The following is a 14,183-nucleotide window of genomic DNA, read 5'->3' as shown; positions in this document are numbered from 1 at the left end:
CTTGGCTCCAAGATCTGGACACGGTGTCCGGAATGCGGGACGGAGTGCTCGCTGTGTGGGCGGGTGGGGGTGCTCGCCGCCTCTCCGGTCCTCGCGTGCCAGGGTGGCCGGATCGCCACCCTGGCACGTCGAGCGGCTGCGCGGACGGCCGAAGACGTTCCGGGAGGGCCGGTCAGGCCTCTGTCAGGTAGCGCTGCAGGGTCGGTGCCACCATCGCCACGATCTTCTCCGGTTCCGCCGACGCCAGCGGCTCCGCCCGGATCACGTACCGCAGCATCGCGATCCCGACCATGTGCGAGGCGGCCAGTTCCGCGCGGAACGTCGCGTCCGGTACGTCCAGTGTCTCCGCGATCCGTTCCAGCAGCCGCCGCAGCACGAAACCGCGCAGCACCTTCGCCGCCGCCTCGTGCGTCAGCGCGGACCGCATGATCGCCAGCAGCGGCGCTCTGGACACCGGGTTCTCCCAGACGCCGATGAAGTAGCGGACCAGGCGCTCCCCCAGGCCGTCCGTGCCGTTGCCGATGATGGCCGGCAGCACCAGTGCGGGTTCGAAGGAGACCTCGATCGCCGCCGCGAAGACGTCGTCCTTCGTACCGAAGTAGTGGTGGACGAGTGCGGCGTCGACGCCTGCCGCCTTGGCGATGCCGCGGATCGACGTCTTGTCGTAGCCCCGTTCGGCGAACTCGGTACGGGCCGCCTCGAGGATGCGTTCGCGGGCCCCGGGGCCGGTGGCCTCGGCCGTACGGGCGGGGCGGCCGCGGCGTCTGGGGCGTTCGGCGGGGCCGCGCGAGTCGCTGTCCCCGTGGCTGGTCATGGGCGCGGCACCTGCGCCGTCGCGGACGCCAGGTGGAGCCGGGTGAAGGCGAGCGCCTCCGCCAGGTCGGCCTCGCGTTCGGCGGCGGACATGGCGCGGCGGGTGTTGACCTCGATGACGACATGGCCGTCGAAACCGGTGCGGGCCAGCTGCTCCAGCAGTTCGGCGCAGGGCTGGTCACCGCGGCCGGGCACCAGGTGCTCGTCCTTGTTCGAGCCCTTGCCGTCGGCCAGATGGATGTGTGCGAGGCGGTCGCCCATCCGCTCGACCATGGCCATGCCGTCGGTGCGGGCGGTCGCGGTGTGCGAGAGGTCCACGGTGAAGTGCCGGTAGTCGTCGTTGGTGACGTCCCAGTCGGGGGCGTACGCAAGCATCTCGCGGTCCCGGTACCGCCACGGGTACATGTTCTCGACGGCGAACCGGACATCCGTCTCGTCCGCCATGCGCCAGATGCCGGTGACGAAGTCGCGCGCGTACTGCCGCTGCCAGCGGAACGGCGGGTGGACGACGACCGTCGACGCGCCGAGCTTCTCCGCGGCCGTACGGGCCCGCTGGAGCTTCACCCATGGATCGGTGGACCAGACCCGCTGCGTGATCAGCAGGCAGGGCGCGTGAACGGCGAGGATCGGCACCTGGTGGTAGTCCGAGAGCCGTCGCAGCGCCTCGATGTCCTGGCTCACGGGGTCGGTCCAGACCATGACCTCGACACCGTCGTAGCCCAGACGCGCGGCGATCTCGAAGGCCGTCGCCGTCGACTCCGGATACACCGAAGCCGTCGACAGGGCGACCTTCGCATCCGGGATGCGCACCACTGGTTCTGCCACGGGGACAGGGTACGGGGAGGCTGTGCGCGCCACCGAGGAGCGGGGCGGAAAGTGAGCAGGACCATGGTCGGCGCCGGGCGCGCCCGGACGGGCTCGCGGGGCCCCGACGGCCCCGGGCGCGGAAGCCGGCCACCACCCGACGGCTCCCTTCTCGCCGGGGTCCGCCGGGCGGGTGGTGCGGGTCAGTTCAGAGCGGCGGCCGCTGCCGGGAGGTGGTCCAGGCGGCGCAGGATCACTCCCTCGCGCAGCGCCCACGGGCAGATCTCCAGCTCCTCCACCCCGAAAAGGTCCATCGCCCCCTCCGCGACCAGCGCCCCCGCCAGCAGCTGCGCGGCCCGCCCCTCGGAGACCCCGGGCAGCCGGCCCCGCTGGTCGGCGGTCATCGCCGCCAGCTTCGGCACCCACTCCTCCAGCGCCTTGCGGGTGAGCGCACGCTGCACGTACAGGCCCTCCGTGGACCGTGCGGCACCCGCGATCCTGGCGAGCTGCCTGAACGTCTTGGAGGTCGCGACGACATGGTCGGGGCGGCCGAAGCGGCTGAACTCGCCGACCGTACGGGCGATGCTCGTCCGCACATGGCGGCGCAGCGCCTTCACCTCGGCCGGGTCCGGCGGATCGCCCGGCAGCCAGCCGGAGGTGAGGCGTCCGGCCCCGAGCGGCAGCGACACCGCGGCGTCGGGCCCCTCGTCGATGCCGAACGCGATCTCCAGCGAGCCGCCACCGATGTCCAGGACCAGCAGTTTCCCCGCCGACCAGCCGAACCAGCGGCGGGCGGCGAGGAAGGTGAGCCGGGCCTCCTCCGCACCGCTGAGGACGACGAGGTCGATGCCGGTCTCCTCCCGTACCCGGGCCAGCACCTGGTCGGCGTTGCTCGCTTCCCGCACCGCGGACGTGGCGAACGGCAGCACGTCCTCGCAGCCCTTGTCCTCGGCGGCCTGCAGGGCATCCGCGATCGTCGTGACGAGCCGGTCCACACCCTCGGGGCCGATGGCCCCGTCCGCGTCGAGGAGTTCGGCCAGGCGCAGCTCCGCCTTGTGCGAATGAGCGGGCAGCGGGCGGGCGCCGGGATGCGCGTCCACCACCAGCAGATGAACCGTGTTCGACCCCACGTCGAGGACTCCGAGTCTCATAGCCGGAACGCTACTGCCCTCGCGGACTTACTCTTGGCCCGTGCCAAAGACGAAAAAGGCGAAGCCGGGCAAAGTCACGAAGAAGCAGAAAACGAAGCAGGAGATGCAGCAGCCGGAAGTGAACGGGCCGGACCGGTCCGAGGACGAGAAGGGGATCGACTTCGCACGCGCCTGGGTCGAGTTCCCCGACCCCGCGGACGACGAACAGATCTTCCGCTGCGACCTGACCTGGCTGACCTCCAGGTGGACCTGCATCTTCGGCAGCGGCTGCCAGGGCATCCAGGCGGGCCGTGCGGACGACGGGTGCTGCACGCTGGGCGCGCACTTCTCCGACGAGGACGACGAGAAGCGGGTGGCGGAACACGTCTCCCGGCTGACCCCGGATCTGTGGCAGTTCCACGATGTCGGCACGGAGACGGGCTGGGTCCAGCTCGACGACGACGGAGAACGCCAGACGCGTCGCTGGAACGGATCCTGCATCTTCCAGAACCGGCCCGGGTTCGCGGGCGGGGCCGGCTGTTCGCTGCACATTCTGGCGCTCCGCGAGGGCAAGGAGCCCCTGGAGACCAAGCCGGACGTGTGCTGGCAGCTGCCGATCCGGCGTACGTACGACTGGATCGACCGGCCCGACGACACGCGCGTGCTCCAGGTCTCCATCGGCGAGTACGACCGCCGCGGCTGGGGTCCGGGCGGGCACGATCTGCACTGGTGGTGCACGTCGGCGACCTCGGCGCACGGGGCCGGGGAGCCGGTCTATGTGTCGTACCGGCCCGAGCTCACCGAGCTGATGGGCAAGGAGGCCTACGAGCGGCTGGTCGAACTGTGCGAGGAGCGGCTCTCCTCGCTGCTGCCCATGGCGCCGCACCCGGCGGACCCGGTGCAGCCCTAGGGTCTTTCGACCGGATCAGCCCGGGGCGGGCTGAAGGCGTCCTTCAGTCCGTCCGTGCCGGGTGGCTCGGGCTTGTCCCCGGATCGGCGGGATCGGACGGAGCGGGCGGGTTCGACGAGCCCGACGGGTCCGGGGAAGGCGACGGGTCCGCCGGGGGCGATGTGGGGCCGGGCGACGGCTCGGTCGTCTCCGAGGGGCCGGGCGACGTCGGAGGCCGAGTCGACGGATGGGACGGCCGGGTGGGCCTGGCCGGTAGGGACGCTGCCGCCACCGCCCGGTGTCCGCTGATCATCACGGTCGAGCCCGACGGCGCCAGACGGATGTGCGCGCTCCAGGCCCCGGCCGGTTCCCTCGCATGGTCCACAGAGACCCGGATCGTGACGCTCTCCCCCGCGGCAATGGTGCCGGACGGCCTGCTGAGGCGCAGCCAGGGGGCGTCCGCCCGTGCCGACCAGGCCACGGGCGCACCGCCCGAGGCGGTCAGCGTGATCAGCGTCGTGTCGCCGGCCGAGCGGGCCGTGACCGCGAATCTGCCGGGGCCGTGCTGCCCCGTTCCGGAACTGATCACCTCGGCGGACACGTCCGGCGTGCCGCTGCCGTCCTTGAAGCGGGAGCCGGGCTGGGGACTGGCGTTGCCCGCGTTCTCGTAGCGGTCGTACGGGTTGCCGTCGAGGTCGCTCCGGTCGTCCGTCCCCGTCGCGGCGACCGATGAGCCGTCATGCCCCTCGCCGGTCAGCGGCGCGCCCCGGTAGGCGGACCACAGCGCGATCACAGGGGCGGCGACGACCGTGGCCACCAGCGTCGTCGTCACGACTCTCGCCCGCAGCCGGTCCCGGCGGGCGGCGTGGTCCTTCGGGTCCAGCGGGAAGCCCGTCCGGTCGAAGCGCGGAGTGCCGGACCGATTCCTCTGGGCGTGGATCATCGCCACGTACGCGGACGGCCGCGGGGCCTCCACGACCGGCAGTGCGGCGCCCGGGCTGACGGTCGCACCCGGCCAGGGGCCTTCGGCGCCCGCCCGCTCGGCGACGCGGCGACAGCGGGGGCAGTCGTCGACGTGGCGGACGAGCTCGCGGCGCAGGGGGACGGAGAGCAGGACACGGTGGTCGCCGGTGAGCCGGGCGACGCTGGGGCAGTTGCCGGTCTCCACGACGGCGAGGGCGGCCCGGGTGCGTTCCACCTCGCAGGCCGCGGTGGCGAGCAGCTCGCGGGCGGTCGCGGGGTCGAGCCCGAGGACGGCGGCAACGGCGCGCGGGGCGAGGTGGTGGCGGACCGCCAGTTCGAGCGCCTCGCGCTGTTCGGGGGTGGTGCCCGCGGCCTCGGGCCAGGCGAGCTGGGCGAGTTCGCGGCGGTGGGCCTCGGCGGCCGCATCGGTCTCGGGGGCGTTCGCAGCGGCTGCGCGGGCGGGGACGGGCGCGGGGGGCCTACGGGATTTCGCACGCGCCCCGTGGGCGGCCGTGGTCGGCCTGCCCGGCTGCTCGGCCGGCTGATGGCGGTGCGCCTGGCGGCCCCGTTTCTGCTTCTGCTCGGCGAGCTTGCGCAGGCACGTCCACCTGGCCAGCGCATACAGCCAGGTTTTACGTTCCTCCTCACCCTTCGGGCACCGCCCGTCCTGCCGTTCCGCGAGCGCGAGCACGGTGCCCAGCGCCTCGACGGCTGCGTCGTGATCGCAGAGCACGGAGAGGCAGTAGGTGAACAGACCGTCGAGATACGCCTCGTAACGGGCGGGCGTTCGCTTCGGCGACGACCGGGGCGCACGGTGCTGGGCCCGGTGTGCGCCGGTGGTGTGCGTGTGGATCTCCAGCCTGCTGCTCGTCACCTGGCGACCGTAGGCAGGGCCGGGCATGCGCTTGGCACCCCTTGCGCACATTTAACCCTTACGGATGAACGTATGCCTCGAAAGGGGACAGGAATATTCGACTCCGGCAGGGCTTTCCGGACGGCCGCGCCCTGCGCGCACGCCCCGCACCCGCCGCCGCGAGCCACCTGCGCACCCGCGCCGGGCGGCGTTGTCAGACCTCACCTATACGGTGGCGCCATGGCTGCCCGTACGAAATCCGCGAAGGACCGGCCGTCCTACCGCTGCACCGAATGCGGCTGGACGACCGCCAAGTGGCTCGGCCGATGCCCCGAATGCCAGGCGTGGGGGACGGTCGAGGAGTTCGGCGGCGCCCCCGCCGTACGGACGACGGCGGCCGGCCGCGTCAGCTCGGCCGCACTGCCCATCGGCCAGGTCGACAGCCGGCAGGCCACCGCCCGGTCGACCGGGGTCGACGAGCTGGACCGGGTACTCGGCGGCGGGCTGGTCCCCGGGGCCGTGGTGCTGCTCGCGGGCGAGCCGGGCGTCGGCAAGTCGACGCTGCTGCTGGACGTGGCCGCCAAGGCCGCCAGTGACGAGCACCGCACCCTCTATGTCACCGCGGAGGAGTCCGCGAGCCAGGTGCGGCTGCGCGCCGACCGGATCCGGGCGATCAACGACCACCTCTACCTCGCCGCCGAGACCGATCTCTCCGCGGTCCTCGGCCATCTGGACGCGGTCAAGCCGTCTCTGCTCGTCCTCGACTCCGTACAGACGGTCGCCTCGCCGGAGATCGAGGGCGCGCCCGGCGGCATGGCGCAGGTCCGGGAGGTCGCCGGAGCGCTCATCCGCGCATCCAAGGAGCGCGGCATGTCCACGCTGCTGGTCGGCCATGTGACCAAGGACGGTGCGATCGCCGGGCCCCGGCTGCTGGAGCATCTCGTCGATGTGGTGCTGTCCTTCGAGGGCGACCGCCATGCGCGCCTCCGGCTCGTCCGGGGCGTGAAGAACCGGTACGGAGCGACCGACGAGGTCGGCTGCTTCGAACTGCACGACGAGGGCATCACGGGCCTCGCCGATCCTTCCGGCCTCTTCCTCACCCGGCGTGACGAGCCCGTGCCGGGCACCTGTCTGACGGTCACGCTCGAGGGGCGGCGCCCGCTCGTCGCCGAGGTGCAGGCGCTGACGGTCGATTCGCAGATCCCTTCGCCCCGGCGCACGACCTCCGGTCTGGAGACGTCCCGGGTCTCGATGATGCTGGCCGTTCTGGAGCAGCGCGGCAGGATCAGCGCGCTCGGCAAGCGGGACATCTACAGCGCGACGGTCGGTGGCGTGAAGCTCTCCGAGCCCGCCGCGGACCTCGCGGTGGCGCTCGCGCTGGCCAGCGCGGCAAGCGACACACCCCTGCCCAAGAACCTGGTGGCGATCGGCGAGGTGGGCCTCGCGGGCGAGGTCAGAAGGGTTACGGGGGTGCAGCGCAGGCTGGCCGAAGCACACCGTCTGGGCTTCACGCACGCGCTGGTTCCGACCGATCCCGGAAAGGTCCCGCCCGGTATGAAGGTCACGGAAGTCGCCAACGTGGGAGACGCGCTCAGAGTGCTCCCGCGCCGGTCTCGGCCGGAGGCCCCACGGGAGGACAACGCGCGCCGGTAGACTTTGCCCTGGTCTCGCCCGTCCGTACGAACGGTATGAGTGACGTAGGGCACCGCAAACCTGTGACCGGAGGAGTGCAGTGGCAGCCAACGACCGGGCATCATCGCCCGGAAAGTCCGGCCAAGGCACCGGTAATGAGGCGCTGATGCGCGCCTCGTTGAGCGCCGTCGCGCCCGGGATGGCCCTGCGGGACGGCCTGGAGCGCATTCTCCGTGGCAACACCGGCGGGCTGATCGTGCTCGGCATGGACAAGACCGTCGAGTCGATGTGCACCGGCGGCTTCGTGCTGGACGTGGAGTTCACCGCGACGCGGCTGCGCGAGCTCGCCAAGCTCGACGGGGCGCTGATCCTCGACAAGGACATGACGAAGATCCTCCGGGCCGGCGTGCAGCTGGTCCCGGACGCCTCCATCCCCACCGAGGAGACAGGTACCCGCCACCGCACGGCGGACCGGGTCTCCAAGCAGTGCAACTTCCCGGTCGTCTCGGTCTCGCAGTCGATGCGTCTGATCGCGCTGTACGTGGACGGGGAGCGCCGCGTCCTGGAGGAGTCCGCCGCGATCCTCTCGCGCGCCAACCAGGCCCTCGCCACCCTGGAGCGGTACAAGCTCCGCCTCGACGAGGTCGCGGGCACGCTCTCCGCGCTGGAGATCGAGGACCTCGTGACGGTGCGGGACGTGACGGCGGTCGCACAGCGCCTGGAAATGGTCCGGCGGATCGCGACCGAGATCGCCGAGTACGTGGTGGAGCTGGGCACCGACGGCCGTCTTCTCTCCCTCCAGCTCGACGAGTTGATCGCCGGCGTCGAGCCGGAGCGCGAGCTCGTCGTGCGCGATTACGTGCCGGAGCCGACCGCCAAGCGGTCCCGCACGGTCACGGAGGCGCTGACCGAGCTGGACGGGCTCTCCCACACCGAGCTGCTCGAACTCCCGGTCGTGGCACGGGCCCTGGGGTACAGCGGCTCGCCCGAGACCCTCGATTCGGCGGTCTCGCCGCGCGGCTTCCGGCTGCTGGCGAAGGTGCCGCGGCTGCCCGGGGCGATCATCGACCGGCTGGTGGAGCACTTCGGCGGCCTGCAGAAGCTGCTGGCGGCGAGCGTCGACGACCTCCAGACGGTGGACGGGGTCGGCGAGGCGCGGGCGCGCAGCGTGCGCGAGGGGCTGTCGCGACTGGCCGAGTCGTCGATCCTTGAGCGGTACGTGTAGCGGTCGCGTCCAGCGGTTGCGAGACGTCACGGGGCCCGGTCGGTGGACCGGGCCCCGCTGTGCGTCGCGGACCTCGATCGGGGTCCGGTCGCTCCACTGCTCGCCCGCTGTGGCCGCTCAGTCCTTCGCGAGGACGAACGAGGCGCGCTGCACCGGCTCGCCAGGGGCCTTCGCCTCGACGAGATACGTACCGGGTCCCGCGTTCCCCGCGGGCGGCGTCGCGCAGTTCGGCGAGCTCTTCTTACGGTCCCACTCCACGGTGTGGACGACGGTCTCGCCCGCCGGGACCTTCAGCAGCACGCGGCCCGCGTTGCGCGGGCAGTCCCTGGAGGACCACACCTCGTCGTCGTCGCCACCGGCTTCGGTGATGGTCAGCACCGCGCTCTTCGGCCCGAGGTCGGCCTTGCAGCTGAGGGACGAGGTGTTCTTGGCGACCAGTTCGAACTTGGGCTTCTCGCCGGGGCCGTAGTTGAGATCGGTGCGCAGGGTCAACTGCAGTGCGGAGGAAGAGCAGTAGGGGATCGACGACCCGGCCGGAATCTGCTGGCCCTCGCTGCCGCCGCCGGACGTACTGCCCGAACCCGGTCCGGATCCCGCGTCGTTGCCGCCGCCGGTCCCGCCGGAACTCTCGTCCGTACCGCTGCCGTTGTCGCCGCTCCCGCCGGAGTCGCCCGACTCGTCGCGCCCGCCCGGCCGTTGGCTGATGGCCGGACCGGAACCAGAAGGTCCGGGGGTGATCGACTGTGCGGGGCCCGACCCCTTGGGCCGGGAGTCGTCCATGGTCTTCCCGCCGCCACCGGACATGACGGCCCATGCGATCAGCAGCGCGAGCAGCACGATCAGAGCAGCCGCCACGGCCCTCCGTCGCCAGTAGATGGAGGAGGGAAGCGGCCCGATCGGATTACGCAGAGATCCCACGGCCCAAACTGTACGAGAGTTCTGCGCCAACTCCCGCCCCACCCGCCGCTCCGATCCTCAAGTTTTGCGGATCATCATCATGGAACGGCGTGTTCCGCCGCCGCCTTTCCGCAGGTGAGACGCCTGACAATCACCCACTGTGACAACCATGCAAGGGCGGCTACAGTCTGTCGCCGAGCCTGCCGGGCCGCCGTCCCGGAGGAGGAGCCGGAGCCCGCATGCAGGGCCACCGGCGGGCTCGCTGTGGGGACAGACGGGTGGCAATATCACCCCAAGAGCCCTCAAGAGGGGCGACACCCCCGCTGCCATGACCGTTGTCCGCCCTTCCGTGCCAGGATCGACGAGCGATGACTGCCATGACTGCGACACAGACGCCCCCCACTTCCCTCCACACTCCCGTCATCGGGTGGTTCGACCAGCACGCCCGCGATCTGCCCTGGCGCCGCCCCGAAGCGGGCGCCTGGGGTGTGATGGTGAGCGAGTTCATGCTGCAGCAGACCCCCGTCAACCGGGTTCTCCCGGTGTACGAACAGTGGCTGGCCCGCTGGCCCCGCCCCGCCGACCTGGCGGCCGAGCCGCCCGGCGAAGCGGTCCGCGCCTGGGGCCGGCTCGGCTACCCGCGGCGAGCCCTGCGCCTCCACGGGGCCGCGCAGGCAATAACTGAACGGCACGGGGGCGACGTACCGAGCGAGCACAGTCAGCTGCTCGCACTGCCCGGGATCGGTGAGTACACGGCAGCAGCCGTGGCCTCGTTCGCCTACGGGCAGCGCCATGCCGTCCTCGATACGAACGTCCGCCGGGTGTTCGCCCGGGCCGCGACCGGCATTCAGTACCCGCCGAACGCGACCACCGCCGCCGAACGGAAGCTCGCCCGCGCGCTCCTTCCCGACGAGGACGAACGCGCGGCCCGCTGGGCAGCCGCGACGATGGAGCTCGGGGCGCTGGTCTGCACCGCGAAGAACGAGGACTGCACGCGCTGCCCCATCGCCACGCAGTGCGCCTGGCGGCTGGCCGGGAAGCCCGAGCACCAGGGGCCCCCACGTCGCGGTCAGAGCTATGCGGGTACGGACCGGCAGGTGCGCGGCCGGCTGCTCGCCGTGCTGCGTGAGGCGGTGACCCCGGTGCCGCAGGCGGCGCTGGACGCCGTATGGGAGGAGCCGGTGCAACGGGCCCGCGCGCTGGACGGCCTGGTCGCCGACGGCCTGGTCGAACCGCTTCCGGGCGGGCAGTACCGGCTGCCGCTCAGTTAGATCCTCCCGCTTGCGGGTCAGGTGGGCTCCCGCCCGCTGTTACACAACCGATGGACAGCCGTGCATCGGCCTATGGCTGCTCCGGACAGCGCCGTGACAACCGCTCCGTAACGTCTCCGACCGTCAGCTCGCGCGATCAGCGGCTGGCAGAGGTCACACGGGGATCCACGGGGACGGAGGCGGTTGGAATGGCGCATGGCGAGGTGCTCGAATTCGAAGAGTACGTACGCACCCGGCAGGAGGCCCTGCTGCGCAGCGCGCGCCGTCTGGTCCCCGACCCGGTGGACGCGCAGGACCTGCTGCAGACCGCCCTGGCACGGACGTTCGGCCGCTGGGACGGCATCGCGGACAAGTCCCTCGCCGACGCCTACCTGCGCCGCGTCATGATCAATACGCGTACGGAGTGGTGGCGGGCCCGCAGGCTGGAGGAGGTTCCCACCGAGCAGCTGCCCGACGCCAGCATCGAGGACGGCACCGAGCAGCGCGCCGACCGTGCTCTGCTGATGGACGTCCTGGGCGTGCTGGCTCCCAAGCAGCGCAGCGTGGTCGTGCTGCGACACTGGGAGCAGATGAGCACGGAGGAGACGGCTGCGGCGCTCGGTATGTCGGCCGGTACGGTGAAGAGCACACTGCACCGGGCGCTGGCGCGGCTGCGCCAGGAGCTGGAGAGCCGCGAGGCCATGAGCAGGGAAGCCAGGGCCCGTGAGGCCCAGGGCCGCACGGCCGGCGACCGCGTTCCGGCCGCCCGCACTCCGGAACGTGCACGGGTACGGGCGCAGGTGCGCGAACAGGCGGACCGGCGGCATGACGAACGGGGGCGGGAGCGGTGCGCGGCCTGACAGACAGTGGCGGGGCGTCCGGCAGGGGCGGGAGCCGGCTCACCGGCTGGGCGGCGGGCAGTACGGCCATGGCCGGACTCGCCGCCCTCGGCCTGCTCGCCGTCGGCTGCTCCACCGGGGGTACGGGTACCCGCGACGAGGGGCCGGCCGGCACCCAGCCGGTCGCCCAGGTCACACCGTCGGTCGCCGCCCCTCCCACCGGAAAGGCCGACCGGCGCGTCGATGCCGTCCAGCTGGTCAAGCAGGACCCCCGGGTGAGCGAGCGGGTCAGGACGGACCTGAAGCCGTGCACGGGGAACGAGTATCCGGTCGACAGCTCGTACGGCACGCTGACCGGCGGATCATCGGCGGACGTCGTGGTGAATGTGATGACCTGCGGCGACTCGGTGGGGGTCGGTACGTATGTGTACCGCCCGCGGAGCAACGGCACGTACGAGAACGTCTTCACCATGGAACAGCCCGCGATCTACGGGACCATCGACCGCGGTGACCTGGTGGTGACGACACAGGTGTACGAGAAGAAGGACGCCGTCGCGTACCCGTCCGGCGAGGAAGTGGTCACGTACCACTGGGCCGGCAACCGGTTCAACGAGCACGACCGGGTGCACAACGACTTCAACAGGGCCGTCGGCAACGGAGAAGGGGATCTCCCCGGGGCCGCGGAGCCGGCGAAGAGCTGAGACCGCCGGAGCAGAGCACGGCACGAGCCGAGAACCGAGAGCTGAGAGCAGTCGATGGCCGAGACCCACGTCCTGTTCGTCGAGGACGACGATGTCATCCGTGAGGCCACCCAGCTGGCGCTGGAGCGGGACGGTTTCACGGTCACCGCGATGCCTGACGGCCTCTCCGGTCTGGAGGCGTTCCGGACCGACCGCCCGGACATCGCGCTGCTCGACGTGATGGTGCCGGGCCTGGACGGGGTCAGCCTGTGCCGCCGCATCCGGGACGAGTCGACGGTGCCCGTGATCATGCTGTCGGCCCGCGCCGATTCGATCGATGTGGTGCTCGGCCTGGAGGCCGGCGCCGACGACTACGTCACCAAGCCCTTCGACGGCGCCGTGCTGGTCGCCAGGATCCGCGCCGTGCTGCGCCGCTTCGGTCATGCGTCGGGCGGGCAGCCGGGCGGCACGGAGACAGAGTCGCAGCCGGTCGGCGGGGTGCTGGTCTTCGGCGATCTGGAGGTCGACACCGAGGGCATGGAGGTGCGCAAGAGCGGCGAGCAGGTGGCGCTCACCCCGACCGAGATGCGGCTGCTGCTGGAGTTCTCGTCCGCGCCCGGCACGGTGCTCTCCCGCGACAAGCTCCTCGAACGGGTCTGGGACTACGGCTGGGGCGGTGACACCCGGGTCGTGGACGTCCATGTGCAGCGGCTGCGCACCAAGATCGGGCAGGACAGGATCGAGACGGTCCGCGGCTTCGGCTACAAGCTCAAGGCATGAACCGGGTGGCTCTGCGGACAGGGGTCCGCTGGAAGATCAGTATCGCGATCGCGGCGGTCGGCGCGCTGATCGCGGTCGCGCTGAGCCTCGTCGTACACAACGCCGCACGCGTCTCGATGCTGGAGAACGCCCGCGAGGTCCAGCTGGAGCGGCTGACGTATGCGCAGCTGCTGTACGAGGCGACGAAGACGAAGAACGCCGACCCCAAGTTCGGTGCCAAGCTCAACGACCCGACGATGCCGCAGAGCCTGCGGGCGGAGACCAGCAGGAACCGGCGCGCCACGCATGTCGACGAGTACGCGAACGGGGTGCCCGATGTGTGGGCGGCCGTACCGCTGGCCAACGGCGACGTGCTGTCGCTGCACACCCGTTTCGCCAACCGCAGTGCCACGATCATGGGCGATCTCGACCGGGCGCTGATCATCGGCTCCGTCTCGGTGGTCTTCGGCGGCTGCGCACTGGGCGTACTGATAGGCGGACAGCTGTCGCGGCGGCTGCGCAAGGCGGCGGCCGCGGCCGGGAAGGTCGCGCAGGGCAATACGGAGGTACGGGTCAGGGAGGCCATCGGCGGAGTCATCCGGGACGAGACCGATGAGCTGGCCCGTGCGGTGGACGCCCTCACGGACGCGCTGGGTGAACGGATCGAGGCCGAGCGCCGGGTCACCGCGGACATCGCGCACGAGCTGCGCACACCGGTGACCGGGCTGCTGACGGCGGCCGAACTGCTGCCGCCGGGCCGCCCCACCGAGCTCGTACGGGACCGGGCGCAGGCGATGCGCACGCTCGTCGAGGACGTGCTGGAGGTGGCCAGGCTGGACAGCGCGTCGGAGCGGGCCGAGCTGCAGGAGATCGCGCTCGGCGAGTTCGTCAGCCGGCGGGTCGCGCTGCTGGACCCGGATGTGCGGGTCCAGGTGGTGCACGAGTCGTGGGTCAACACCGATCCGCGCCGGCTCGAGCGCATCCTCGGCAACCTGCTGGGCAACGCCGCCAAACACGGTTCGACTCCGGTGGAGGTCACGGTCGAGGGCCGGGTGGTGCGCGTACGCGATCACGGGCCCGGTTTCCCGGAGGCGCTGCTGCGGGAGGGCCCGAGCAGGTTCCGTACCGGAAGCAGTGACCGTGCCGGGCACGGTCACGGCCTGGGGCTGACCATCGCGGCCGGACAGGCACGAGTCCTCGGCGCCCGGCTTACCTTCCGGAACGCGGCACCGCAGGGCGCGGCGGAGGGTGCCGGCGGCGCGGTCGCCGTGCTGTGGCTGCCGGAGCACGCCCCGACGAACACGGGCAGCTTCCCGGTCCTCCAGCTCGCCGAACAGCGCAAGGCGGACGGCGGGGCGGAGCCGCGCGGCACGGGGAGCACATGGAGCACGGGGCCGAACGCCTCCCCGGACGGCAGCTGATCAGGCGTACGGAACGGGCAGGGCCCCT

13 protein-coding genes are annotated in these 14,183 nt (G+C 71.7%); 8 read left to right on the top strand and 5 right to left on the bottom strand.

All coding sequences use genetic code 11. The features are described from left to right. Positions 1–172: 172 nt before the first annotated feature. The 3 genes from OG878_RS22545 to OG878_RS22535 form a co-directional block, all read right to left on the bottom strand. A complete protein-coding gene (locus OG878_RS22545; protein ID WP_328888453.1) occupies positions 173–814 on the bottom strand; it encodes a TetR/AcrR family transcriptional regulator in 642 nt (213 codons plus the stop codon). After that, positions 811–1,638: a sugar phosphate isomerase/epimerase family protein gene (locus OG878_RS22540; RefSeq protein WP_328888452.1), complete on the bottom strand. Its 828-nt coding sequence runs from the start codon at positions 1,636–1,638 to the stop codon at positions 811–813. Before OG878_RS22540 ends, OG878_RS22545 begins: the two co-directional genes overlap by 4 nt. 182 nt (positions 1,639–1,820) lie before the next feature. Then, positions 1,821–2,768 carry a Ppx/GppA phosphatase family protein gene (locus tag OG878_RS22535; RefSeq protein ID WP_328888451.1) on the bottom strand — a complete coding sequence of 316 codons (948 nt, stop codon included), beginning with the start codon at positions 2,766–2,768 and terminating at the stop codon, positions 1,821–1,823. A gap of 40 nt (positions 2,769–2,808) precedes the next feature. Between OG878_RS22535 and OG878_RS22530 the strand changes: the two genes are divergently transcribed. Beyond that, positions 2,809–3,657: a hypothetical protein gene (locus tag OG878_RS22530; protein WP_328888450.1), complete on the top strand. Its 849-nt coding sequence runs from the start codon at positions 2,809–2,811 to the stop codon at positions 3,655–3,657. A 43-nt stretch (positions 3,658–3,700) separates the two neighbouring features. Here the strand turns inward: OG878_RS22530 and OG878_RS22525 are convergent, their stop codons facing one another. Then, positions 3,701–5,473, bottom strand: coding sequence for a BACON domain-containing protein (locus tag OG878_RS22525; RefSeq protein ID WP_443049147.1), 1,773 nt, complete (start codon positions 5,471–5,473; stop codon positions 3,701–3,703). Between the two features lie 219 nt (positions 5,474–5,692). Between OG878_RS22525 and radA the strand changes: the two genes are divergently transcribed. Together radA and disA are read left to right on the top strand one after the other, a co-directional pair. Further along, positions 5,693–7,105 (top strand): DNA repair protein RadA, encoded by a 1,413-nt coding sequence (radA, locus tag OG878_RS22520; protein ID WP_277326808.1) that lies wholly within the window; start codon positions 5,693–5,695, stop codon positions 7,103–7,105. Positions 7,106–7,184: 79 nt separating this feature from the next. Beyond that, the gene (gene disA / locus OG878_RS22515; protein WP_277326809.1) at positions 7,185–8,309 is read left to right on the top strand and encodes a DNA integrity scanning diadenylate cyclase DisA; all 1,125 of its coding nucleotides are present in this window, start codon (positions 7,185–7,187) and stop codon (positions 8,307–8,309) included. Between the two features lie 117 nt (positions 8,310–8,426). On the opposite strand, the gene OG878_RS22510 is transcribed toward disA, so the two are convergent. Next, complete coding sequence (locus OG878_RS22510) at positions 8,427–9,227, bottom strand: hypothetical protein (protein ID WP_328888448.1); 801 nt, start codon at positions 9,225–9,227, stop codon at positions 8,427–8,429. A 347-nt stretch (positions 9,228–9,574) separates the two neighbouring features. Between OG878_RS22510 and OG878_RS22505 the strand changes: the two genes are divergently transcribed. From OG878_RS22505 to cseC, 5 genes are all read left to right on the top strand, one after another. Continuing rightward, on the top strand, positions 9,575–10,477 hold the full coding sequence (locus OG878_RS22505; RefSeq protein WP_328888447.1) for an A/G-specific adenine glycosylase: 903 nt from the start codon (positions 9,575–9,577) through the stop codon (positions 10,475–10,477). Positions 10,478–10,665: 188 nt separating this feature from the next. Next, on the top strand, positions 10,666–11,316 hold the full coding sequence (locus tag OG878_RS22500; protein WP_328888446.1) for a SigE family RNA polymerase sigma factor: 651 nt from the start codon (positions 10,666–10,668) through the stop codon (positions 11,314–11,316). Beyond that, entirely contained in the window at positions 11,304–11,996 is a 693-nt protein-coding gene (locus tag OG878_RS22495; RefSeq protein WP_443049146.1) for a hypothetical protein, read from the top strand. Before OG878_RS22500 ends, OG878_RS22495 begins: the two co-directional genes overlap by 13 nt. A 54-nt stretch (positions 11,997–12,050) precedes the next feature. Next, a complete protein-coding gene (gene cseB / locus OG878_RS22490; protein ID WP_328888445.1) occupies positions 12,051–12,755 on the top strand; it encodes a two-component system response regulator CseB in 705 nt (234 codons plus the stop codon). Next, positions 12,752–14,155, top strand: a complete 1,404-nt coding sequence (gene cseC, locus OG878_RS22485; protein ID WP_328888444.1) for a two-component system sensor histidine kinase CseC — start codon at positions 12,752–12,754, stop codon at positions 14,153–14,155. Before cseB ends, cseC begins: the two co-directional genes overlap by 4 nt. Positions 14,156–14,183: the final 28 nt, after the last annotated feature.

The organism is Streptomyces sp. NBC_00316, from assembly GCF_036158715.1.
Lineage (GTDB): Bacteria > Actinomycetota > Actinomycetes > Streptomycetales > Streptomycetaceae > Streptomyces.
This window is presented reverse-complemented; position numbering and strand designations above follow the sequence as displayed.